The sequence below is a fragment of the Citrobacter amalonaticus genome, assembly GCF_002918555.1.
GTDB classification, from domain to species: domain Bacteria; phylum Pseudomonadota; class Gammaproteobacteria; order Enterobacterales; family Enterobacteriaceae; genus Citrobacter_C; species Citrobacter_C amalonaticus_A.
Genome location: NZ_PQMB01000003.1, coordinates 658,789 through 680,592, shown reverse-complemented (window position 1 = coordinate 680,592; position 21,804 = coordinate 658,789). Strand labels below are relative to the sequence as shown.

The following is a 21,804-nucleotide window of genomic DNA, read 5'->3' as shown; positions in this document are numbered from 1 at the left end:
ATGTTGCACATTACCGATACCCATCTCCACCTATGGGATCTGTCACGCTTTAAACTGCCGTGGCTCAGCGCGGTTGCGGAACTGAATCATGACGTCAACTGGCAGGATTATCACGCGCTGGTCAATCAGGACGCCTGGTGCATCGATCGCGCGCTGTACGTAGAAGTCGACGTTGCGCCGGAGCAGCGCGGCGAGGAGAGTCTGTTTTTACAGGAACTATGCAGCGATCCGGGCAATTTTGTTGAGGGCGGCATCATCTCGCTTGACATGCAGCGGCCTGAGGCGGTTGCGCGCTGGCTTGCCCGCGGTGAACATCACCCGGCGGTGAAGGGCGTACGCCATGTACTGCACGTCGCCAGCCAGCCGTCCGGAGCCTGTCTGACCTCTGACTTTATCAATAATGTCAATGCGCTGGGTAATGCGGGGCTCTGTTTTGAAATCTGCCTGCGTAATGAAGATCTGGCGGATGCGGTGCAGCTGGCCGAAAGGACGTCAACCACTCTGGTTTTGAATCATATGGGCAATGTTGATAGCGCTCGCCTGAAAGAAGAGGCGAGCTATGCGGCGAACTGGCGGCGAAATTTATCCGCGCTGGCGCAGCAGCGGCACGTCTGGTGCAAAGTCTCTGGCGTCAATATTCCTGCGGGCAGCGACAGCGATCGGGTTCGCCCGGTAGTTGAGCAGTGCCTTGAGACGTTTGCCGCCGACCGGGTCGTTTTCGCCAGCAATTACCCGGTCTGTTCGTTAAGTACAGGACTGATCCCGTGGGTGAATACGCTGGTGCGCATTACCGATGGACAGGGACGAACCTGGCAACAGCGCTTTTTTAGCCACAATGCGCAACAACTTTATCGGTTAGCGGAAGCATGACGCGAGGGCGTCTCTTACCGAAATTTTATAGAACATCAGGAGTGACATATGAGTACAACATTTAGCGGCATCATCCCTCCGGTTCCGACGTTGTTTGATGAACACGAGCAGCTAGATCGACCGGCGATGTCGCGATTGATTGACCACCTGCTTGCAAGCGATGTGGATGGCCTTTTCTTTCTGGGCAGCGCAGGAGAGTTCGCTCATATGTCGGACCGCCTGCGCCTTGAAGTGATGGAGTTCTGTATTGAATACGTCGCAGGGCGCAAGCCGGTACTGGTCGGTATCTCGTGTCCCGGCACGCAGGCAACTGTTGAGTTTGGCCGCAAAGCGCTGGAGGCGGGAACGGACGGCGTGGTGGTGATTAACCCATGGTACAACCCATTGACCGAAGAGTACCTGTTTGAGCATTTCCGCTATATTGCCGAACAGCTGCCGTTGCCCATCCTACTGTACAATTTTCCTGCGCTGACCGGCCAGGCGATACCTGTCTCCTGTATCCAGCGTTTGGCTCAAGCCTGCCCGAATATCGTGGGACTAAAAGATACCGTTGACACCCTGAACCATATTCGCGAAGTGATTCACGCGGTTAAGCCCGTGCGCCCGGATTTTGCTGTCTTTTCCGGTTACGACGAGTATCTGTTCGGTACCTTAATCCTGGGCGGTGACGGTGCGATCCCCGCCAGCGCCAACTTCGCCCCGGAGCTAACCTGCGGCATTTATCGGCACTGGCGTAATGGTGCGCTGAGCGAAGCGGTCGCCTTACAGCAGCGGCTCTCCTGGATCCCGCAGCTTTATGGCCTGGATGTGCCTTTTTATAATGTCATTAAATATGCCCTGCAGCTCATCGGTCTGGATGTGCCGGTTAATTCACTGCGCCCTACCGGGCCATTAACCGAAACGCGCAAAATTAAAATTCATGAGGTGCTGAAGCAAAGTGCCATTATCTGATTGATTTATTGGGGTTAATATGAAAACGATCCAACGATTTGGCGGCGTTATTCAGGTCAAACCTGAAAAATATGCCTATTATGCGCAGCTGCATGCTAATCCATGGCCGGAAGTAAATGCCATGATTAAAGCCTGCAATATTTCTAACTACTCCATTTACTTTAAAGATGGCTGGTTATTTAGCTATTACGAATATCACGGCGAGGATTACCAGCAGGATATGGCGAAGATGGCCGCCGATCCGGTTACGCAGCGCTGGTGGGAGGAGTGCATCCCTTGCCTGATACCGCTTGAGAGCAGAAAGGAAGGGGAGCTGTGGGCATCAATGGAAGAGGTTTACCACCTGGAATAACCGCTGCTTGAGGTAAAGATTATGTTTATTGATAAATATTTCGAAGATTTTTCTCTGTCTGAATGTCGGACTACCACGGGACGCACGATTACCGAAAGCGATATTGTTATTCATGCCGGGCAGACCGGCGACTTTTATCCTCATCATATGGATGCGGAGTGGTGTAAAACTCAGCCGTTCGGCCAAAGGATTGCCCACGGAACCTTAACATTCGCTATTGCAGTCGGCATGACTGCGGGGGTGATTAATTCCAAAGCCATGACCTATGGCTATGAAAAATTACGTTTTCCACACCCGGTGTTTATTGGCGATACGATTCGGGTAAATATTGCTATTAGCGAAAAATGCGATCATCCGCGTAAGGCGAAATATGGTCTGGTGACGGAGAAAATTGAGGTCGTTAACCAACGTAATGAGTGCGTAATGGCGACGCAGCACGTGCTGCTGGTAGAAAAACGGGATCTCGTGAATTAAATCAAAAGGAGTGAACAATGACCTATCGAATGATACTTAATGAAACTGCCTGGTTTGGTGCCGGAGCGATTAATCATATCGTTGAGGAAGTGAAGCGCCGGGGATATATGAAAGGATTGGTGGTGACCGATCGGGTGCTGGTGGAGTGCGGCGCGGTTGAAAAAGTCACCTCACTGCTGGTGCAGGCCGGGCTGGAGTTCGACGTCTTTGCCGACGTTCTGCCTAACCCGACCATCGCGATGGTGCAGCAAGGGGTTGAGGTATTTAAACGCGCATCGGCTGACTATCTCATCGCCATTGGCGGCGGATCGCCCCAGGATACCTGTAAAGCCATCGGGATTATCATTAATAACCCCGAATTTGCCGATGTTCGCAGCCTGGAAGGATTTGCCGCGACCCGCAAACCCAGCGTACCGATTATCGCTGTTCCGACGACGGCGGGGACCGCGGCGGAGGTTACCATTAACTACGTCATAACCGACGAAGAGAGAAGGCGGAAATTCGTTTGTATCGACCCGCACGATATTCCGCTGGTTTCTGTTATTGATTCAGACATGATGGCCACTATGCCGCCAGCATTAAAAGCTGCCACCGGGATTGACGCGTTGACCCATGCGATTGAAGGATTCACGACCCTCGGGGCATGGGAGATGACGGATATGCTGCATCTGAAAGCGATCTCGCTGATCTCCCGTAGCCTTGCCGATTCCGTGGCCGGTAAACCTGAAGGAGGCGAGGGGATGGCGCTGGCACAGTACATTGCCGGGATGGGCTTTTCTAACGTAGGGTTAGGACTGGTTCATGGGATGGCGCATCCGTTAGGTGCGTTCTATAACATGCCCCACGGTGTCGCCAACGCTATTCTGCTGCCGCATATCATGGAATGGAATGCCGACTATACCGGCGAGAAATATCGCGATATTGCCTGTGCGATGGGGGTTAAAAATGCTCACAGCGTGAACCTTGCCGACGCCCGCAGAATGGCCGTGGATGCTGTGCGAACGTTGTGCTGCGAGGTAGGTATTCCGAAGGGACTTAGTCTGGCTGGCGCAAGTAGCGCAGATATTCCTCAACTGGCGCAGGCGGCCTTAAACGATGTATGCACTGGTGGTAACCCACGAGCGGCCTCTTTAGAAGACATTAAAGCTCTCTATGAGTTGGCGATGTAACAGCTTTAACCGCCACCCGGCATCGTACTATTGTAAGAATAAAGTATGCTCTTATAGAACAGCCATGAGAATGCGTACGGCTAAGGCACCTCAATGACTCAGAGGTGTTTGTTAAACCCATTGCGATTCAAAGAGAGAATGGGTATTTAATAAAAATAAGTATTATTAGTTGAACGCATTCTCATATTAAAGCTACTTTTTAAGGTTTTTCTTTATGCGGGGAAAGTCCTGGCGTGTATTTTTTTTGGGGGGGAACTGGCTTGTTTAATTAATCTCAATTTAAACAGAGGTTAAATGAGCTTATTTAATCTATGCTTTTACGTATCATTCTATGCTTGAGGCCGATTACAAAAGAACGTCGGTGCACCACGTGGCGCTGGCGTTTCTGGTACATTTTCGGGGAGTTTATTAAAATATAGCGTGATGTATCAGACCCGCTTTCCCCCATACCCTGCCGCATTCTGTCCCCGATTAGATTTTCTGATTCTGTCGAGACGGATCGAGGGTGCAAAATTATTCAAATCAAATGAATACTATATTTTACAGAATGTTATACGCAAACATCGATTTCAAGTCCGGCACCACTTATTCAGAAAACCAGCCTACAAGCTGGATGGGGTAATCGTCGTAAAAAAGCTGCCCGGTAACACCTCACACAACGTCAAATCCTGCAAATAAACGTTGCACGTGGTCGGTTCCCGGACACTGTAAACAAGCATCGTATTAACACGATACAAAGTGCAATAAAATACGGGTTGTTTATCCTGCAGGATGAACACTAATTTCTAACCTGACAGAAGGTTTCCGGCAACGGATTCTCAAAACGGCAGCATGATACATGTGATGCACCAGTAAAACAAAAGACAATCGATGTGTGACAGCTGTAATTCATTTCAGTGTAATTATTTCTGCCATTCCAGTACGTTCTCTCGCTTAATGTTCCCTGTAACAATCCCAGGGGAATCATTTTGTATTAAGTAACATGATGAATAATATAATAAAATTATGGGTGGTAACTCTCCCTTCTTCCTGAGAACGTCACAATTCCATACAACATCGTTCTGATCTCCCCCCGTTCTAAAATATCTACATGCATCACAAATTGATTTACATTTGATAATGTATAGTTTTCACATGATAAGTTGTTTATCGTTCTGTGTAGACAAGGAGAACTGTTATGACGGATTCAATTCCATCAGGTTATAAACCGCTGACATGTGACACGCTGCCTGGTTATCTCTCATCCAGACTGACCTCTTCATGCGAACCGGGAGGTTTACCTGAAGAGTGGAAAGTTTCAGAAGTGGGGGACGGAAACCTGAACATGGTGTTTATCGTTGAGGGGACGCATAAAACCATCATAGTAAAACAAGCTCTTCCCTGGCTTCGCGCTGGAGGAGAAGGATGGCCCTTATCTCTGAGCCGTGCAGGCTTTGAGTGCAACGTCTTATGCCAGGAAGCAAAGTATGCGGGTCACAAACTGATACCGCAGGTCTATTTTTACGACCCGGAGATGGCACTGTTTGCCATGGAGTATCTGACACCTCACGTAATTTTGCGCAAAGAGCTGATTAACGGCAAAAAATTCCCTAATCTTGCTGAGGATATCGGCACGTTTTTAGCCCAGACTCTCTTCAATACTTCTGATATTGGCATGCCGGCCGATCAGAAAAAAGCGCTTACCGCCGAGTTCGCGTTGAATCATGAGCTGTGCAAAATCACGGAAGACTTGATTTTCACTGAACCCTATTACAACGCTGAACGGAATAACTGGACCTCTCCTGAGCTGGACGATGCCGTCCATAAGGCCTGGGCTGATATAGAGATGGCCCAGGTTGCCATGCGTTATAAGTACAAATTTATGACAGAGGCGCAGGCATTGTTACATGGTGACCTTCATTCAGGGTCAATCATGGTGACCGACACGGATACAAAAGTGATTGATCCAGAATTTGGTTTCATGGGGCCAATGGCGTTTGATATCGGCAACTATATCGGCAACCTTCTGTTAGCTTTCTTCTCACGCCCAGGGTGGGATGCGAATGAACAACGTCGCACTGCTTATCAGGAATGGCTACTTCAGCAGATTGTCGAAACCTGGTCTGTTTTCACCCGGGAGTTCCGCCAGCTGTGGGACAACAAAACACAGGGGGATGCGTGGCCGACAGAAATGTATCAACAGAACAGAGCCATACTGAAGGACGCACAGGATCAGTTTTTTGCCACGCTGCTTGAAGATTCCCTGGTGAATGCCGGCATGGAAATGAATCGCCGGATTATTGGTTTTGCTGGCGTTGCCGAGCTGAAACTGATTGAAAATACAGAGCTTCGTGCAGAATGTGAACGACGTGCGTTGATCATGGCACGCGATCTTATCGTCAATGCCCGCCAGTTTAACAATATGGATTCCGTCATCCAGTCTGCGAAGGTTAAGTAAGAGGTCATTATGAATATTAAAGGTAAACACTACCGTACGGTCTGGGTTTCCGGGGATGGGAATGCGGTAGAAATCATCGATCAGACTAAGTTGCCTTTTAAGTTTGAGGTGGTAGCGCTTACCTCTGCGGAAATGGCCGCTACGGCTATTCAGGAGATGTGGGTTCGCGGCGCTCCGCTTATTGGTGTCGTTGCTGCCTATGGTATCGCGCTGGGAATGAATCACGACGCCAGTGACAATGGTCTGCAGCGTTACTATGACCTTCTCATCAAAACCCGACCGACGGCAATTAACCTCAAATGGGCTCTCGACAGGATGATAGCCACACTGAAGGATCTCTGTATATCAGAGCGCAAGGATGCGGCCTGGGCGCTGGCGGCAGAAATTGCCGAGGAAGATGTCGCACTGTGTGAACAAATTGGATTACATGGCGCAGAACTCATTCGCGAAATAGCCCAGAAAAAACCGGCCGGGAGTGTGGTCAATATCCTGACGCACTGCAATGCAGGATGGCTGGCGACCGTAGACTGGGGAACGGCGCTTTCTCCTGTCTATAAAGCGCATGAAAACGGAATTCCCGTTCATGTCTGGGTGGATGAAACGCGGCCACGCAATCAGGGGGGGCTCACGGCATTTGAACTGGGCTCGCATGGCATTCCTCACACCCTGATTGCCGACAATGCGGGCGGTCACCTGATGCAGCACGGCGACGTTGATCTTTGTATTGTGGGGACCGACCGAACAACGGTCAGAGGGGATGTCTGTAATAAAATAGGCACCTATCTTAAGGCGCTGGCAGCCCATGATAACCATGTGCCCTTTTACGTCGCTTTACCTTCACCCACCATTGACTGGACCATCGAAGACGGAAAAACCATCCCGATTGAGCAACGTGATGGAAAAGAACAGTCCCATGTCTACGGGATAAACCCTCAGGGAGAGTTGAGCTGGGTTAATACAGCCCCTGAAGGAACCCGTTGTGGAAACTACGCTTTCGACGTCACGCCTGCCAGATATATCACCGGCCTCATTACTGAACGGGGAGTCTGTGCCGCCAGTGAGTCAGCGCTGGCGCGTATGTTTGCTGACCTGAAGAGTAAAGCACTTCAGGACGAGCAGCATTAAAGCGACTGCCACTGCTGTTAAGGAGCAGGAATGGAAAGGATCAAGTTAGCAGAAAATATCATTTCTACTTGTCGGGAAATGAATGCTTCAGGCCTTAATCAAGGAACATCAGGTAATGTGAGTGCCAGATATGCTGGTGGCATGTTGATTACGCCGAGTGGAATTGCCTATTCAAAGATGACTCCAGACATGATCGTCTTTGTTGACGATAAGGGAGTATCTGAAGCGAATAAAATACCGTCAAGTGAATGGTTGTTTCATCTGGCGTGTTATAAAACCAGGCCAGAATTGAATGCTGTCATACATACGCATGCGGTGAATTCCACGGCTGTGGCAATACATAATCATTCAATTCCGGCAATTCATTATATGGTGGCGGTAACGGGGACGGATCATATTCCCTGTATTCCCTATTATACCTTTGGTAGCCCTGAACTGGCCGACGGTGTATCTAAAGGGATCGGAGAAAGTAAGTCCTTGCTTATGCAGCACCACGGCATGCTTGCCATGGACGTCACGCTGGAAAAGACGCTGTGGCTGGCGGGTGAAACCGAGACACTGGCTGATTTATACATCAAATGTGGCGGATTACATCATGATGTTCCCGTGCTGTCTGAAGCCGAAATGACCATCGTTCTTGAAAAATTCAAAACGTATGGTTTGAAAGCATAATTACAGCTTTATTTTAATTAAAAAATATGACAGCCATTCGCGGAATGGCTGTTACCCCCTCTGTCCACAACGATTGATTATAACTACCACAAGGAGTTATTTATGTTTATCGTGGAATCGTATGCTGTCGCCATAATAATGTGTTTTATTACCATGATATGCTGGGGTTCATGGGCGAATACAACAAAACTTGTAAGCAATAAAAAATGGGAGTTTCCTCTATTCTATTGGGATTATTCAATTGGATTATTGCTGTGTTCTTTGTTATTTGCCTTCACTCTGGGTTCTATGGGCGAAGCCGGTCGTAGCTTTATACCTGATATTCAGCAGGCGAGTAGCAGTAGTTTGATGTCGGCAATACTCGCAGGGATTATCTTCAATATTTCCAATATTCTTCTGGTGGCTTCTATTAATCTTGCCGGTATGGCGGTAGCCTTCCCTGTGGGTGTGGGGCTGGCACTGGCTCTGGGTGTGATCACCACCTATATCGGCAATCCGCAGGGCGATCCGCTCATTCTGTTCCTCGGTGTCGCCTGCGTCGTGGTCGCCATTATTTTTACCGCGATAGCCTATGGTCGTGTCACGCAGGAGGCGGATAAATCCCGTCGTAACAAAGGTCTCATCACTGCCATTCTGGCGGGTATCATCATGGGATGGTTTTTCCGCTTCCTGGCTGACTCCATGTCTGACAATTTCAGCCAGCCCGTCAGCGGTCTGATGACGCCGTACTCAGCACTTGTCCTGTTTGCCGTAGGGCTGTTTTTGTCGAACTTTGTCCTTAATACGTTGGTCATGAAAAAGCCTATTTCAGGAGAACCTGTCAACGGGAAAATGTATTTTTCCGGGAGCTTACGGGATCATGTTTGCGGCTGGCTGGGTGGTATGATTTGGTGTGTTGGTCTGGCATTTAGTCTGATTGCGTCTGGTCAGGCGGGTTATGCCATTTCCTACGGTCTGGGACAGGGGGCAACGATGATTGCCGTGATCTGGGGGGTATTCATCTGGAGAGAATTTGCCAGTGCGCCAGCCGGAACCAATAAACTGCTGCTGACTATGTTTATTTCATACATTGTGGGTATTGTTCTTATTATCGCCGCTAATCAATAAAATACTGCCCCATATCAACATGGGGCAGTTGTTCATTCTTTTACTGCGGTAATTCACACGCCAGCAAAAACTCTGCCGTTCCTTCATCAACAATCAGGTCTGTGACGTATCCCCCCAGCAGGGCACCCAGCGTCGCGTCATAGCCTCTTTCTCCACCAGCAAGGAAGATCTTCCGTTCAATCTGCCTTAACTGAGCCAGACTTATTCCCAGAATACGCTGGTCAACATCAGCCACGACGGGCATCCCTTCCTTGTCATAAAAGCGGCCACAAATGACACCTACCGCGCCTAAATCCCGATACGCCTGCATTTCCTTCTTATTCAGCACGCCCACCCGAATAAGGGGATTTTCATCAAGAGCATTACCCACGACGAAAAAGGCTTTCGTACAACGCGTCAGAACGTCAAAATTCGATCGAATAATAGGTTCTGCCTGTAACTCCATTGCCAGTCTGGCGCTTGATACCACGGCGGGAACATGAAGCGAGGCGACACGGCCTGAAAGCTTGTAAGCGATTTGCGATGAGGATTCAATAATTGTCAGGTCTGGCTGAGAGGGCATCGAACCGAGCATCTGAATTACGGTGACATTTTTACATGACTTCGGCGTCATGGTTTTGCTCATCTGATGGATTGTTCTTCCCCAGGCAACCCCCAGCACATCACCATTCTCAATCACCTGATTCAGATACATGCCACCGGCACGTGAAAGACGAGTACGCATCAGCTTTGTATCATCACGTTTTCCGGCATGTTCGCCATCAGGCACGATGATCACTCTCTGGAGATTGAATTTATCGCGAATTTGCAAAGCGGCGTTGATAGATCCAAAGACATTCACATCCAGGTTGATATGAACCAGGCCATTTTCCCGGGCTGTTTGCAGGTATTTGACAACCGTGACGCGGGATACCCCCATGATGGCTGCAACTTCAGTCTGGCTTTTGCCTTCCTGATAGTACAGCCATGTTGCATGAAGTACGGGATCATCATTGAACAGGCTGCTGTTTGTTTGATCTCTATCCACTTTTGTATCCCTGTATTATGCCGGGGAAATGCTCATCTTGACCCTTTTTGCCCGGAGAGTTGATGCAGATTGCCAGTGGCATGATTTTATACAGATATTTTATTCTTTTACATTAAATAAACCAGCATACCAACTGAGTGACCGACCTCAGTTCCCCCAATCTGATAAAGCCGGAGGCATGCTCCGACTTTATCAGTTTCCTGTGCAAGATGACTGAGAGATCACTCCTCCAGCACAATCAATGGTTCCATATCGCTCTCTTTTATTCGTCACAAAGCAATGCGTTGGCAGAGCCTGGACACTGTGTTGCAAACGTCATGTGTTTTCACCCTGTGATTTCTTCCACTTCCTTTGTCTGGCAGCAGCAATAAACCAGATCGCAAGCGTAGTGATGGCTATAGCCAGAAAATACAGAATCAGTGAAAACCCGTCATTCCAGTGCACTTCCTGTATGAATCCATAGTTTTCCTCATACCACGCCATAAGCTCTTCATCAGGGATGAAGTAACAAAGCAGGGTGTAAACCACTGTCAGGGCGAGCAGTTCAGAAAGCCATAAAAAAACATGTGTTGCCGGTTTCATCAGTACACCTGTATTGTGCCGAACGCTTTTAATTGAGCCGTAACCATAACTGATGGTGTGCTTAATAAAGCTTCAAGTAAGATCGCGTAATCTGCATGGCTGGGCAGCGTAATGCAGCCATCACTAATGCCCGATTTACCCGCAGGATGTAAACGGAAGTTACCCCGCTCAACACCGTCTATGAATGAGATATCATCAATTTGGCTATCCTGGCGATAAAGCGCAAACCATAGATCGCGATCTGAGCCGCTCTCTAAGCCGTGCACCATATCCCGCCAGCGGGAGTGAAGTCCGCCTCTTTGGCGCGTCACAATGTAGTAAAGACCGGGCGGCAATGGCCCTTTTTTTACTACTGTAATCGAGGCAGGGTTATTCCTGTGTGGCCCTGCATTTCCTGAGTACGCCGGGAAGAAACCCACGCCCGGGCAACTTAATGTAGATAGCTGCCCGCCATTAAGATGGAAGGTGCACCGGATCATCTTTCATTCCACGCATCAGAAAACTGAATGTTGCCATCGCAGTATTTCCAGGTAATCCGCTCATACCGCATGGCTACGTTTTCAAGATGATTATGTTTTTCGGTCGCCGGGTTTTTGATATCGAGCATATGTGGCGCGGAGCTAACGACCTTCACGTTCTCAAGCAACATGTTGAAGTATTCAACTTCCTGCCCGGCGTCGTTAATCCTGTACCATTTAAATTCTGCGCTTTTAAGTGTCTGCCCGGTGGCAATAGCCTTGTAAAGATACGGGCTGGAAGAGTCGAACTCTTTTTGGAAGTTAAGGGGGGCATGTTGCCTGGTGCCGGTGAGCTTTCCGGTCCCACTGTCTGTCGGTATATGCAGACCATGACCAAAAGATAAGATCTCTATACTTCCCTCTCTATCCTGGATATCAACCGAACCTTTGATATCCGCGCCGCCGTCGTCTTTTAAAAATAAATATGCGGGAATAGCCATTATATAAACTCCTTTTGATTAATGAGGTAACTAAATCCTATAACCTAAGCCGCTAGTAAGTCCCAAAATGATTTTATTGTAAGCCAGAAAATAACAGGCATGTGAATGTATTATTTGAATCTATATAAGAAATTAATGCGAAAAGTGAAATCGTGAAACATCAAAAAATTCATAAATGCAGTAATTTGGAATTAAAAAAAGAAGAATATAAGTGGTCTTTAAATTCTGAAGCATTTTTCTTTGTCGATCACCATGGATTTTTATGAGGCTCACTTTCGGGTGAGATGCTGGCCGCCAATCGTGAACAGCCCAATGTAATGATAGAATATTTGAAGGGATTGTGCACCGAGATAACCAGAGAAAGTCATTCAGGATAATGTAAATTATTGGTTCGATATTGTTTGTTATCTATCGGATATTGATTATCTACATTTTCGGTTATTTTAATAATTATTAACCTGTTTTATTAACTAACGTGGCACTCAGACTTGAGCCGCCACTGATCGCCTGGTTTACCGAAGCCACTCGCACTTTTTTAACTCAGACTCTGCGTCCGTGGGGAGAAAAAAAGACGATGTCAAAGATAAATAATCGGCGCAAAAAGCTGCGAATTCGCAAAAAAAAACAAACTGCGAATTCTGCGCAAAAAACTCCGAAAAAGTGCGAATTCGGAGTCGGTAAAACGCGAAAAACTCATCGACGCATACCGCCTGGCGGGTACAAGTCCGAAGGGATCGCGGCATTTGTGACCTCCAGCCAGCCCCTAAGAATTCCTAAGGTTTCTCGTGTTATCCGCGGGGGACAGCGGCAACATCAAAACTGATGCGCAAGCCAGTAAAATGGTTAGAAAACACAACGTTTCACGAGCCATTCTCATGCTTAGAAATGCCAGGGTTTTGCGAGCAATTCGCTGGCAGCGTGACAAGCATCAGAAACGCTATTCAGCAGGGATTGACGAGGTGATTCATCAGATTGCGCAGTGAAAAACCGGGTACGCAAAAAAGACGTGCGTACCCTTTTTGCGTACCTGCTAAGCTGTAAGCCGTGCCAGCCTTTTTTATAGCTTGTCAAAACTCACCATAACCCCGCCTCCTGTGACTAATCATTGAGGCTGAGACTCCAGACGAAAGGGCTATTTGTTCATCAGTTAGCCGCCCTTAATGCCTGGTTCGTTACCTCCAGTATTAATTTCGCGGATGCAAAAATCGATGAAGCGGGCCGTCACGCGCGCTGCGGGCTACAGCGATTACACCACCCCCTCCCCGTATAGCTGTTTAGCCGTCTAAATACCTTTTTTATGAGTGATGCTCACTCAGTTGATGTGGCAAATAATGCTGTTGAAGTGAATTTGAGAAAAAAATGAGGTGTAGGCGGTCAAAAAATAACCATAAATCACTATGGTTACCTTTCTGGAATATCCCCGGCATATCCCCGGAAAATACAGGCTGGTGGGTAACTCCCCGCCAGCCCTTGCGGTGTTTGGTGGCCCCTGCTGGACTTGAACCAGCGACCAAGCGATTATGAGTTCCTACCAGAACAACCGAAAATCAATAGTTTGCGTTATTAAACATTGACTTAGTTTGCCAATGTTTGCCAGCGTTTGCCAATATTTGCCATTTACACCGCCATTTTATCGCCACTCGTCGCCAGTGGATTGAGTTTAACAGCATCCTCTAAATGGTCGGGGGCAAAGTGAGCATATCGCATCGTCATTTTGATGTCGGTATGGCCGAGCACACGCTGCAATACGAGAATATTACCACCATTCATCATAAAGTGGCTGGCGAAGGTGTGCCGCAACACATGGGTAAGTTGTCCGGCAGGTAGCTCAATGTTAGTGCGTTGCAGTGCCGAACGAAAAGCGCCATAGCAATTCTGGAATAAACTACCATTCTCTTTGTTTTTAACCGGTAATTCTTCATAAAGCTCTTTGCTGATAGGCACAGTGCGATTCTTCTTACCTTTAGTGTAGTTGTAGGTAATTTTATATTTTGAGAGCTGTGATTTTTTGAGCCCTTCGGCCTCAGACCAACGAGCACCAGTCGCAAGGCATATTTTCACGACAGATACTAAATCAGGGTGTTCGTGTCGTTTGCACTCATCAAGAAGCGCTGCAATCTGTTCCTTCGTGAGCCAGGCCATTTCCATTTCTTCCGTGCGGAACGGGCGCATATTTTTCAGCGGATTTTCCCCTTTCCATTCCCCGAGTCGATTAAGCTCATTGAAAACAGCACGAAAGTAGGCCAGCTCAAGATTAAGCGTGCGAGGTGATACTTCTTTTACCCTGTTTGAACGGGCGTAATCGCCTTTTAACCGTTTTTCTCGATAGCGGGAAAACATCTGCGCATCAAAATCGCGAGCTAACGGTTCGCCCATGCAATCGAAAGCATGGTGCATAGCAAGTTTCCGTTTTTCGCCGTCCTTTAAGGTGATTCCATGCGCGCTATACCAGGAATCGACAAGCTCTTTTAGAGAACGGCGGTCTTCTTTTTCTTCTTGCCAAGGGTGCTGTATTTTGTGCTGTTCAAAAGCCAGCGCTTCACCTTTGGTGGCAAACTTCTTTCTGATGCGTTTGCCTTTTGCCCCATTAGGATAGATTTCACAAATCCACCCTCCAGCCGGATTTTTACGGACGGCCATCAGTTAACCTCGCTGTATACACCCACCACTCGACCAATAGTTTTTATCTCATCAATCCCACACTCAAACGGTACTTTACCTCCTGCCACATGCAATCTTTTACCGGGTAGAACCGTTAACTCTCGGAGGCTGATTGCGCCCTCAACATCGACAATCCAAAGACCGTCAGCTAAAGGCGCATCTTTCTCAGTGATGTAGCTTTTGCTCTCGTTTTTAACGCAGATAGCACTTTTCAAAGGTTTTTCGAAAAGCTCAGGGTCGATTTTCAAAACTCCATTATCAGTGAGGCGACCTTCACTTAATGTGAATGATTTGAGTTCATAAGACGATTTTGAGTGCTCGTCAGATTTTTGTGGTCCTTTTCCGGTAAGGATCCATTGGATATTGACACCAGTCTCAAGGGCGCAGAATGCAGCGAAATCATAGGAGACGTTACCGCGTGTATAGCGGTTTTGTAGTGTGCTGGCTGCGATATTGAAATGGTTTGCGAGTTGAATTTTCTGTGTGAACCCGTAGACCTGACAAATTCTATCTAACACTTCCTCGTTTGAAATTTGGCTTTCAAAGTCCATAAATCGCATTCTCATGTTGACCAATGCGAATAATCGCATTAGGATTCGATTGTTGGTGGCAATTGGTGGCAAACATTGGCAAACGTTGGCAACCATATGGCAAATATTGGCAAAGAGGAAATGATGCAACATGGCTTCCGAAATCGCAATCTTCAAAATCCCAGCCCCTGTGGTTTCCCTGCAGCAGTTTGCAGAGCTTGAGGGGGTTTCAGAACGCACCGCTTACCGTTGGACAACAGGAGATAATCCATGTGTACCAATCGAACCTCGCAAAATCCGTAAAGGCTGCAAGAAAGCTGGCGGTCCTGTTCGCATTTACTACGCACGATGGAAAGAAGAACAGTTGCGTAAGGTGTTGGGTCATTCCCGATTTCAACTTGTCATAGGCGCTTAATTCACTTTATGTGAATTTTAAGGATGCAACATGTTTGATTTTCAGATTTCCAAACATCCTCACTATGACGAAGCATGTCGCGCTTTTGCACAACGTCACAACATGGTGAAGCTGGCCGAGCGCGCCGGTATCAAAGTTCAGACGCTTCGTAACAAGCTCAACCCGGAACAGCCTCACCAGCTCACGCCGCCTGAGCTGTGGCTGCTGACCGACCTGACCGAAGATTCAACCCTCGTCGATGGCTTCTTGGCTCAGATTCATTGTCTGCCTTGTGTGCCCGTGAACGAGCTGGCGAAAGACAAATTACAGACCTACGTCATGCGCGCTATGAATTCACTCGGAGAACTGGCAAACGGTGCGGTCTCGACTGAACGCATGACCTCTGACCGTAAGCACAGCATGGTTGAGAGCGTAAACGCAGGTATTCGCATGCTCTCACTGTCTGCGCTGGCGCTGCATGCACGTCTACAGGCTAACCCGGCAATGTCGAGCGTTGTCGATTCAGTGACCGGCATTGGCGCAACTTTCGGTTTGGTGTGAGGACTTATGCTGACTAACGAACCGTCATTTGCATCACTTCTCGTTAAGCAAAGTCCGGGTATGCACTACGGCCACGGCTGGATCGCAGGTAAGGACGGAAAGCGCTGGCACCCGAGCAATTCACAGGCTGATTTACTGGCTGGCCTCTCTACTCAAAAGCAGGGGGAATCATGGCTATCGAAGCTGTTTCCGCGACTGTTCCGCTAAAAGCGGGTGAACGTCTGGCCGGTCTCAATCATGTGGCTGAATTGCGCGCGAGATATTGGGGCGATAGCTGGAAAGAGGTTGAGCGGTTTGTCGATGATATGCGCGATAAACGTGACTCACAATTTGAAGAAAATAATCGGGCGCTGGCCGCTATTTTCTTTCTGGCAAAAATACCGGCGGCTCGTCATGAGCTCGAATTAAGTGAGCTGACTACTGACGAGAAAAAGGCGCTTATTACAGCGATGAATCATTTTCGTGCAGTAGTGAGCTTATTTCCCAAACGACTAACCATGCCGAATTAATCCAAACAGAAATTTAATGGCGTAAACCCGCTGGGCCTTTTATTGCCCGAAATCAGGAGAGTTAATTATGCGTAATACCGAAATCCGTAGTTTTAACACTGATAGTGATGCGCTGGCCGTATTGCTGACCGATGCAAAAAAAGAAGAGCGTAAAGACCGCGCGCTCGCTGTTTCCATCCGCCTTGAGGCGCTGGCTATCCATATCACCAAAGAGGGTATGAGCGGCACCGAAGCTGCAGAACTGCTGCGCCGTGAAGCAACCCGCTTTGAGAATGAATCACAGGAGCTGCACTAATGGCCGACGCAATGGATTTAGCACAACTTCGCGAGCAGGAAGACCGCGAACGCCATATCAGCAACGCGCGCAGCCGTATCGCTGCACCTTCCCGTTTTCTTTGCGAGGAATGTGACGCACCAATCCCGGAAGCTCGTCGCATTGCGATACCGGGCGTGCAGTACTGCGTAACCTGTCAGGAAATTTCAGAACTTAAAGGTAAACACTATAACGGAGGTGCTGTATGAGCATTACCAATACAACAATTAGCCAACGTGCCAAGCGTTGGCTTGATGATGGGCGCTTATTTATTGATACCGAAACGACTGGATTGGGTGATGATGCGGAAATCGTTGAAATCTGCATTATAGATAAAAATGGTTTCATTATGCTGAATACGCTAATTAAACCGACTAAGCCTATTCCCGATGAGGCTATAGCAATTCATGGCATTACAAATGAAATGGTTGCTCACGCACCAGCCTGGAAAGATGTACACGGTGCAGTAGCTGACCTTTTCTTTAATTATGGATTCGTTATTTATAATGCGGATTATGATACTCGCCTGATACGTCAAACAGCAGAATTAAATGGATTAGGGACTGACGGACTATCTTCGTTTATGGGTGAGTACTCCCTGTGCGCCATGAAATTATATGCAGAGTATCGTGGCGAGCCGGGAAAATATCATGGTTATAAGTGGCATAAGTTAGTTGATGCCGCTGCGCATGAAGGGGTTGTGGTCGAAGGGCAGGCACACCGTGCTTTAACAGATTGCAAAATGACCGTTGGTGTCATCAGGGCTTTAGCACAAGGCGGTGCCGTATGACTATGAACCGCATAACCGATGAAAGTTTAAACCAGCTTATCGCTATTGAGAGTCTGGCTAATGATAATGCTCACGAAGAGCGACGTACTGCCGACCAGATATATCACGCTGGGATAGTTGCTGCACTGGAAGAACTCAGGGAATGCAGAGAGGTATCTGTTAAAGCTGGTGCTGTTATCAATAATAAAATGTTTGTGCCAGCAAGAGGCCCAAAAATCCCACCAATGGCAAATAAGGCTTTTGGGATAGCCGTTGATTTGGCTATTGCTGAATTTATCCCGGTAGAAATGACCGGTCGTATTGCTGTAACTCGGTATGGTATTAAATTACGCGATTGTAGTCAGTGGGTAAAAGGCTGGAACGCATGCCGTGCCGCAATTAAAAAAGGCGGTGAAGCATGAGTATTCGCATCGAAATAGGTGATAAATGGGTTGTTACCAGCGACCAATATCAATTCATCCTGAATGAAAAGAAAGTCGTTAAGTCAGGTAAAAAAGCTGGCGAGGAATGGCTCGATACTATTGGTTATTACCCGAAGGTTAATCAGCTTATTTCCGGTCTGATTCATCATCATATACAAAACTCGGAAATTAAATCGCTCAAAGGCATGGCTGATGAAATTGAACGCATCGGCCACTTGTGCATTTCAGCATTTGGGGAAAAAGCGTGACGGCTTATTACAACGAGTTTGACCCATTTGCGGCGCAATGGCTGCGCAATCTAATTGATAGCGGGCTAATCGCGCCCGGTATCGTTGACGACAGGAGTATTTCAGATGTCACACCATCCGACCTTAACGGTTTTAAACAATGTCATTTCTTCGCGGGAATTGGCGGATGGTCGCTTGCCCTCCGCCTCGCTGGCGTCCCCGATGATTACCCTTGCTGGACAGGAAGCCCACCATGCCAGCCATTCAGTACAGCGGGAAAACAACTCGGACGACTTGACCCGAGGCATCTTGCGCCGACATTCGTGCGGCTCATTAAACAGCGCCGCCCTACAGTCCTCTTTGGAGAGCAAGTTAAAGCGGCGATTGGGAAATACTGGCTCGATGATTTATTCGATGAACTGGAAAATGAAAACTACGCCTGCGCAGCGTCAGTATTGCCAGCTTCAGGCGTCGGCGCTCCTCACAAAAGAGAGCGCATCTGTTTTGGTGCGGTCTTGGGCGACAGTAACAGCCAGGTCTGGAAAGGATTCAGGAAATCTGAGCAAGTCATTTTTCAGGAAGGATGGGCGGATGAGAAACGACACCCTTTATCGTCAAATGTGGCTTCACACTTTTGGTCTGACTGGCAACCCAACGAGGGTGCAGATGGTCAGATTAGAATGTTACCTGCCGGATATGGCGAGGCTTCTAATGGGGTTTCCTCAAGGGTGGAGCTACTGCGCGGTTATGGGAACGCGATAGTTCCACAACTTGCCGCCGAGTTTATCAGCGCATTTCTTGAGAGCTGCGGAGAGTCATTGTGAGGCTTGAGTATGCTTTTCCGTGGAATGCACCTCGACCGGCAATAGCCAGCCCATATCTTACCTATGAGCAACAGTATCGCCGCGACCGTATGTTCGCGGCTTTGCTGCATGCGAGAAAGGTGCTTTCTCTCCAGCCTGAGTGTGTGCGTTTTGATGTCTATCGCACCGCTGCGGTGCTGGAGCAAAATCAGGGCAGTCACCGAGCCAATGCCTTTTTAATCAGCTTCTGCAAAAAGGCATTGCCACGTCTTGAACTGGTCGCAAAAAAATATGAGTGCGCGGGTATTAAAAGCAACGTATCAGCCGCTGTTTTTGGTGGTCATTTTGATACCCAGCTTATGCAATATCTGGCGTCACGTATGGTCAATATGGTCGCCAGATATAACCGCCTCCCTGATATGTCGCGCGCCGATATTGACCTGCTGGCTGCTGATATCGCTAATTTCATTCGTGCTGAACTGGCCGATATTGATGACACCGGATTTAGCGAGCTCAAAACGCTGTACACCTGGTACATGCGGGCTGGTTTTATTTCCCTGCAATTCAACGTTACCCCGCCGCATTGGGAGCGGGTGACAAAGAAATATGTCGGTGAGGATGAAATCGCCCCTGCTATCACCCGCATGTTTAATGAGGTTTGGTGGCGTGGCCGCTTGCGACGCATTGCGGCTGCATGGCGCGAACATCTGCAAATCGCAGTCGGTAATGTCAGCAAAAAACGACACGCATACGCGAGTAAAAACTGCGTGACCGACTGGCGCGAGCAGAAGCGTCGCACGCGTGAATTTCTCAAGGGGCTGGATCTCGAAGACGAAGACGGCAACCGCATCAGCCTGATTGAAAAATATGATGGCTCGGTCGCCAACCCAGCGATACGTCGCTGCGAGCTGATGACCCGCATCCGTGGGTTTGAAAATATCTGCAATGAACTCGGTTATGTCGGGGAGTTTTACACACTGACCGCGCCGTCTAAATATCACGCCACAACTAAAGCGGGCTACCGTAACAGCAAATGGAACGGAGCCAGCCCGTCAGACACGCAGAGTTATCTAACCGGCCTTTGGGCGCGCATACGTGCCAAGTTGCACCGGGAAGAAATCCGCATTTTCGGCATCCGTGTTGCCGAGCCTCATCACGACGGAACGCCTCACTGGCACATGCTTATGTTCATGTTGCCGGAAGATGTCGAGCGCGTGCGCCTCATCATTCGCGATTACGCGTGGGAGGAAGACCGTCACGAACTGAGAAGCGACAAGGCCAAAAAGGCGCGCTTTCATGCCGAGGCCATTGACCCGGAAAAGGGCAGTGCTACCGGCTATGTTGCTAAATACATTTCGAAAAATATCGACGGCTATGCTCTTGATGGTGAAACCGATGACGAAAGCGGTGAGCTGCTGAAAGAGACAGCTCCCGCCGTTTCGGCATGGGCGGCACGCTGGCACATCCGTCAATTCCAGTTTGTCGGCGGTGCGCCGGTGACGGTCTACCGTGAGTTGCGTCGTCTCGCTGATACCGAAACCGCGCACGGCCTGAGCGTTGAGTTTGCCGCCGTCCATGATGCCGCTGACGCCGGTGACTGGGCTGGTTACGTTAATGCGCAGGGTGGCCCGTTTGTCCGTCGCGATGATTTGCAGGTGCGCACGCTGTATGAACCGCGCGCCGAGTTTAATCAGTATGGCGAGGAAACCGTCTGCATCCGTGGCGTCTACGACTCTGTTGTCGGCGCTGGCACCCCGATTTTAACCCGGTTAACGCAGTGGAAAATTGTGCCGAAGCGTGCCGTTGATTTGGCCGTTGACGTTAAGGGCGCTCCTGCGCCCTCTCGGAGTTCTGTCAATAACTGTACGGGAAGCGAAAGCGATCCACCGATAATGGATTTAACAAAACCGCTTAGTCGGCGTGAAAGACGAGAGCTGACGAACCGACTCAGGAAGCAAAAGCCAGCAGTACGGCGAAAATTCACTCACGGAACGGACGAGCAAACAGCAGCTATAGTGAAAACTATCGACGAGATACACCTGACAACCGGCATCACAATCAGCCGGGGCGAAGCCCTGCACCTGATGGCCGGTGGTAAAAGTTGTTTTGATGGCAAATGGCTACGCGGAACGGCCAAAGGTGAAATATTTTCCGCAGCGCCATCGCATGAGGCTAAAGCTAGGAAAATCCTTAATCGTGTTGCGGCTTTAGCTGAAATGGCAACGAAAATGTAACTGCTAATATTCATCCATATCATGTACATACAGTGTATTTAACTGTGATTTTTTTCTTCACACCTTTTGCCAATACGTGCTACTGTATGTTTATACAGTATCTCGTAGTGGAGGTTGTGTGGATAGAGAGTTGAGAGAGCACGTCATGATTGAGCGTGTCGAAATGATTGCGCGTCTGACGACTGAGGGTAGTTGTCAGGAGCGAGACCGAGAAATTGCCTTAAATTTGATTGCGGAAATAGCAAAAGGCAACCTAATGAAAAACAATAATTTTTCCGTTGTTTTTTCCGCTCCGCCTGTCGATGAGACTTTTGCAAAAGAAAGCAAGGTGAAGGTAAATATCACGTTAGATAAAGACCAAAAAATAGGACAGCCGATAATTGATGCTTTTCAATGCGAATTGACCAGGCGAATACAGTCTGTTTTCCCGTCAACGCGCGTAACGGTTAAAAAGGGATCCATGACCGGTGTCGAGCTGATGGGGTTCGATAAAGATTCAGACCGCGAAGCGCTGGATAGTATCCTTCAGGAAGTGTGGGAAGATGAGAGCTGGCGTTAATCTCTGAAAAATGTGCAAACCTCGACCCCATGTTTGATAGCATGGGGTTGTTTTGTATGGGGATTACACACAAAGGA

The 21,804-nt window shown here is 48.5% G+C and carries 27 protein-coding genes; 21 read left to right on the top strand and 6 right to left on the bottom strand.

What is annotated here, in order from left to right:
• The 9 genes from C3432_RS16010 (at position 1) to C3432_RS15970 (ending at position 9,157) form a co-directional block, all read left to right on the top strand.
• Positions 1-870, top strand: a complete 870-nt coding sequence (locus C3432_RS16010) for an amidohydrolase family protein (protein ID WP_103777547.1) — start codon at positions 1-3, stop codon at positions 868-870.
• Between the two features lie 48 nt (positions 871-918).
• A complete protein-coding gene (locus C3432_RS16005) occupies positions 919-1,821 on the top strand; it encodes a dihydrodipicolinate synthase family protein (protein ID WP_103777546.1) in 903 nt (300 codons plus the stop codon).
• Positions 1,822-1,840: 19 nt separating this feature from the next.
• Positions 1,841-2,173, top strand: a complete 333-nt coding sequence (locus C3432_RS16000; protein WP_219816749.1) for an L-rhamnose mutarotase — start codon at positions 1,841-1,843, stop codon at positions 2,171-2,173.
• Positions 2,174-2,194: 21 nt separating this feature from the next.
• Complete coding sequence (locus C3432_RS15995; protein WP_103777545.1) at positions 2,195-2,647, top strand: MaoC/PaaZ C-terminal domain-containing protein; 453 nt, start codon at positions 2,195-2,197, stop codon at positions 2,645-2,647.
• Between the two features lie 17 nt (positions 2,648-2,664).
• Positions 2,665-3,816 (top strand): lactaldehyde reductase, encoded by a 1,152-nt coding sequence (gene fucO, locus C3432_RS15990; RefSeq protein ID WP_103777544.1) that lies wholly within the window; start codon positions 2,665-2,667, stop codon positions 3,814-3,816.
• A 1,177-nt stretch (positions 3,817-4,993) separates the two neighbouring features.
• Positions 4,994-6,253, top strand: a complete 1,260-nt coding sequence (gene mtnK, locus C3432_RS15985; RefSeq protein WP_103777543.1) for an S-methyl-5-thioribose kinase — start codon at positions 4,994-4,996, stop codon at positions 6,251-6,253.
• Between the two features lie 9 nt (positions 6,254-6,262).
• Positions 6,263-7,378, top strand: coding sequence for an S-methyl-5-thioribose-1-phosphate isomerase (mtnA, locus tag C3432_RS15980; RefSeq protein WP_103777542.1), 1,116 nt, complete (start codon positions 6,263-6,265; stop codon positions 7,376-7,378).
• 30 nt (positions 7,379-7,408) lie between these two features.
• Entirely contained in the window at positions 7,409-8,050 is a 642-nt protein-coding gene (locus C3432_RS15975) for an L-fuculose-phosphate aldolase (RefSeq protein ID WP_103777541.1), read from the top strand.
• Between the two features lie 102 nt (positions 8,051-8,152).
• Positions 8,153-9,157, top strand: a complete 1,005-nt coding sequence (locus C3432_RS15970; protein WP_103777540.1) for a GRP family sugar transporter — start codon at positions 8,153-8,155, stop codon at positions 9,155-9,157.
• 40 nt (positions 9,158-9,197) lie between these two features.
• Here the strand turns inward: C3432_RS15970 and C3432_RS15965 are convergent, their stop codons facing one another.
• The 6 genes from C3432_RS15965 to C3432_RS15930 all read right to left on the bottom strand — a co-directional run bounded on the left by C3432_RS15965 (position 9,198) and on the right by C3432_RS15930 (position 14,936).
• The gene (locus C3432_RS15965; RefSeq protein WP_103777539.1) at positions 9,198-10,184 is read right to left on the bottom strand and encodes a sugar-binding transcriptional regulator; all 987 of its coding nucleotides are present in this window, start codon (positions 10,182-10,184) and stop codon (positions 9,198-9,200) included.
• Between the two features lie 315 nt (positions 10,185-10,499).
• The gene (locus C3432_RS15960) at positions 10,500-10,766 is read right to left on the bottom strand and encodes a hypothetical protein (RefSeq protein ID WP_103777538.1); all 267 of its coding nucleotides are present in this window, start codon (positions 10,764-10,766) and stop codon (positions 10,500-10,502) included.
• The gene (locus C3432_RS15955) at positions 10,766-11,245 is read right to left on the bottom strand and encodes a DUF2778 domain-containing protein (RefSeq protein ID WP_047499201.1); all 480 of its coding nucleotides are present in this window, start codon (positions 11,243-11,245) and stop codon (positions 10,766-10,768) included. Before C3432_RS15955 ends, C3432_RS15960 begins: the two co-directional genes overlap by 1 nt.
• Positions 11,242-11,724 (bottom strand): Hcp family type VI secretion system effector, encoded by a 483-nt coding sequence (locus C3432_RS15950; protein WP_103777537.1) that lies wholly within the window; start codon positions 11,722-11,724, stop codon positions 11,242-11,244. The genes C3432_RS15955 and C3432_RS15950 overlap by 4 nt, the downstream gene beginning before the upstream one ends.
• A 1,617-nt stretch (positions 11,725-13,341) precedes the next feature.
• Complete coding sequence (locus tag C3432_RS15935) at positions 13,342-14,364, bottom strand: phage integrase (protein WP_103777535.1); 1,023 nt, start codon at positions 14,362-14,364, stop codon at positions 13,342-13,344.
• Positions 14,364-14,936 (bottom strand): phage repressor protein CI, encoded by a 573-nt coding sequence (locus C3432_RS15930; RefSeq protein ID WP_181012947.1) that lies wholly within the window; start codon positions 14,934-14,936, stop codon positions 14,364-14,366. The genes C3432_RS15935 and C3432_RS15930 overlap by 1 nt, the downstream gene beginning before the upstream one ends.
• Before the next feature lie 130 nt (positions 14,937-15,066).
• Between C3432_RS15930 and C3432_RS28235 the strand changes: the two genes are divergently transcribed.
• From C3432_RS28235 to C3432_RS15870, 12 genes are all read left to right on the top strand, one after another.
• Positions 15,067-15,330, top strand: coding sequence for a hypothetical protein (locus C3432_RS28235; RefSeq protein WP_058655896.1), 264 nt, complete (start codon positions 15,067-15,069; stop codon positions 15,328-15,330).
• 30 nt (positions 15,331-15,360) lie between these two features.
• Positions 15,361-15,870, top strand: a complete 510-nt coding sequence (locus tag C3432_RS15920) for a phage regulatory CII family protein (RefSeq protein ID WP_103777534.1) — start codon at positions 15,361-15,363, stop codon at positions 15,868-15,870.
• 6 nt (positions 15,871-15,876) lie between these two features.
• Positions 15,877-16,077 (top strand): phage filamentation protein Fil family protein, encoded by a 201-nt coding sequence (locus C3432_RS15915; RefSeq protein WP_103777533.1) that lies wholly within the window; start codon positions 15,877-15,879, stop codon positions 16,075-16,077.
• Positions 16,041-16,379: a DUF5347 domain-containing protein gene (locus C3432_RS15910; protein ID WP_026005870.1), complete on the top strand. Its 339-nt coding sequence runs from the start codon at positions 16,041-16,043 to the stop codon at positions 16,377-16,379. Before C3432_RS15915 ends, C3432_RS15910 begins: the two co-directional genes overlap by 37 nt.
• A 67-nt stretch (positions 16,380-16,446) precedes the next feature.
• Positions 16,447-16,674, top strand: coding sequence for a DUF2732 domain-containing protein (locus C3432_RS15905; RefSeq protein WP_001246237.1), 228 nt, complete (start codon positions 16,447-16,449; stop codon positions 16,672-16,674).
• Positions 16,674-16,901 (top strand): TraR/DksA family transcriptional regulator, encoded by a 228-nt coding sequence (locus C3432_RS15900; RefSeq protein WP_103777532.1) that lies wholly within the window; start codon positions 16,674-16,676, stop codon positions 16,899-16,901. Before C3432_RS15905 ends, C3432_RS15900 begins: the two co-directional genes overlap by 1 nt.
• Complete coding sequence (locus C3432_RS15895) at positions 16,898-17,482, top strand: 3'-5' exonuclease (protein WP_103777531.1); 585 nt, start codon at positions 16,898-16,900, stop codon at positions 17,480-17,482. The genes C3432_RS15900 and C3432_RS15895 overlap by 4 nt, the downstream gene beginning before the upstream one ends.
• Positions 17,479-17,883: a hypothetical protein gene (locus C3432_RS15890; RefSeq protein WP_103777530.1), complete on the top strand. Its 405-nt coding sequence runs from the start codon at positions 17,479-17,481 to the stop codon at positions 17,881-17,883. The genes C3432_RS15895 and C3432_RS15890 overlap by 4 nt, the downstream gene beginning before the upstream one ends.
• The gene (locus C3432_RS15885; protein ID WP_103777529.1) at positions 17,880-18,152 is read left to right on the top strand and encodes a DUF5405 family protein; all 273 of its coding nucleotides are present in this window, start codon (positions 17,880-17,882) and stop codon (positions 18,150-18,152) included. Before C3432_RS15890 ends, C3432_RS15885 begins: the two co-directional genes overlap by 4 nt.
• Positions 18,149-18,955, top strand: coding sequence for a DNA cytosine methyltransferase (locus C3432_RS15880; protein ID WP_080073830.1), 807 nt, complete (start codon positions 18,149-18,151; stop codon positions 18,953-18,955). The genes C3432_RS15885 and C3432_RS15880 overlap by 4 nt, the downstream gene beginning before the upstream one ends.
• Positions 18,952-21,168: a replication endonuclease gene (locus C3432_RS15875; RefSeq protein ID WP_374755472.1), complete on the top strand. Its 2,217-nt coding sequence runs from the start codon at positions 18,952-18,954 to the stop codon at positions 21,166-21,168. The genes C3432_RS15880 and C3432_RS15875 overlap by 4 nt, the downstream gene beginning before the upstream one ends.
• Before the next feature lie 118 nt (positions 21,169-21,286).
• Complete coding sequence (locus C3432_RS15870; protein ID WP_103777527.1) at positions 21,287-21,727, top strand: DinI family protein; 441 nt, start codon at positions 21,287-21,289, stop codon at positions 21,725-21,727.
• Positions 21,728-21,804: the final 77 nt, after the last annotated feature.

Excerpts from the sequence above, each read along its gene's own strand:
- C3432_RS15900 (WP_103777532.1), top strand. The coding sequence starts at position 16,674 with ATGGCCGACGCAATGGATTTAGCACAACTTCGCGAGCAGGAAGACCGC.
- mtnA (WP_103777542.1), top strand. The coding sequence starts at position 6,263 with ATGAATATTAAAGGTAAACACTACCGTACGGTCTGGGTTTCCGGGGAT.
- fucO (WP_103777544.1), top strand. The coding sequence starts at position 2,665 with ATGACCTATCGAATGATACTTAATGAAACTGCCTGGTTTGGTGCCGGA.
- C3432_RS15955 (WP_047499201.1), bottom strand. The coding sequence starts at position 11,245 with ATGATCCGGTGCACCTTCCATCTTAATGGCGGGCAGCTATCTACATTA.
- C3432_RS16000 (WP_219816749.1), top strand. The coding sequence starts at position 1,841 with ATGAAAACGATCCAACGATTTGGCGGCGTTATTCAGGTCAAACCTGAA.
- C3432_RS15950 (WP_103777537.1), bottom strand. The coding sequence starts at position 11,724 with ATGGCTATTCCCGCATATTTATTTTTAAAAGACGACGGCGGCGCGGAT.
- C3432_RS15915 (WP_103777533.1), top strand. The coding sequence starts at position 15,877 with ATGCTGACTAACGAACCGTCATTTGCATCACTTCTCGTTAAGCAAAGT.
- C3432_RS16005 (WP_103777546.1), top strand. The coding sequence starts at position 919 with ATGAGTACAACATTTAGCGGCATCATCCCTCCGGTTCCGACGTTGTTT.
- C3432_RS16010 (WP_103777547.1), top strand. The coding sequence starts at position 1 with ATGTTGCACATTACCGATACCCATCTCCACCTATGGGATCTGTCACGC.
- C3432_RS15885 (WP_103777529.1), top strand. The coding sequence starts at position 17,880 with ATGAGTATTCGCATCGAAATAGGTGATAAATGGGTTGTTACCAGCGAC.
- C3432_RS15920 (WP_103777534.1), top strand. The coding sequence starts at position 15,361 with ATGTTTGATTTTCAGATTTCCAAACATCCTCACTATGACGAAGCATGT.
- C3432_RS15995 (WP_103777545.1), top strand. The coding sequence starts at position 2,195 with ATGTTTATTGATAAATATTTCGAAGATTTTTCTCTGTCTGAATGTCGG.
- C3432_RS15930 (WP_181012947.1), bottom strand. The coding sequence starts at position 14,936 with ATGGACTTTGAAAGCCAAATTTCAAACGAGGAAGTGTTAGATAGAATT.
- C3432_RS15960 (WP_103777538.1), bottom strand. The coding sequence starts at position 10,766 with ATGAAACCGGCAACACATGTTTTTTTATGGCTTTCTGAACTGCTCGCC.
- C3432_RS15910 (WP_026005870.1), top strand. The coding sequence starts at position 16,041 with ATGGCTATCGAAGCTGTTTCCGCGACTGTTCCGCTAAAAGCGGGTGAA.
- C3432_RS15975 (WP_103777541.1), top strand. The coding sequence starts at position 7,409 with ATGGAAAGGATCAAGTTAGCAGAAAATATCATTTCTACTTGTCGGGAA.
- C3432_RS15890 (WP_103777530.1), top strand. The coding sequence starts at position 17,479 with ATGACTATGAACCGCATAACCGATGAAAGTTTAAACCAGCTTATCGCT.
- C3432_RS15970 (WP_103777540.1), top strand. The coding sequence starts at position 8,153 with ATGTTTATCGTGGAATCGTATGCTGTCGCCATAATAATGTGTTTTATT.
- C3432_RS15935 (WP_103777535.1), bottom strand. The coding sequence starts at position 14,364 with ATGGCCGTCCGTAAAAATCCGGCTGGAGGGTGGATTTGTGAAATCTAT.
- C3432_RS15895 (WP_103777531.1), top strand. The coding sequence starts at position 16,898 with ATGAGCATTACCAATACAACAATTAGCCAACGTGCCAAGCGTTGGCTT.
- C3432_RS15905 (WP_001246237.1), top strand. The coding sequence starts at position 16,447 with ATGCGTAATACCGAAATCCGTAGTTTTAACACTGATAGTGATGCGCTG.
- mtnK (WP_103777543.1), top strand. The coding sequence starts at position 4,994 with ATGACGGATTCAATTCCATCAGGTTATAAACCGCTGACATGTGACACG.
- C3432_RS28235 (WP_058655896.1), top strand. The coding sequence starts at position 15,067 with ATGGCTTCCGAAATCGCAATCTTCAAAATCCCAGCCCCTGTGGTTTCC.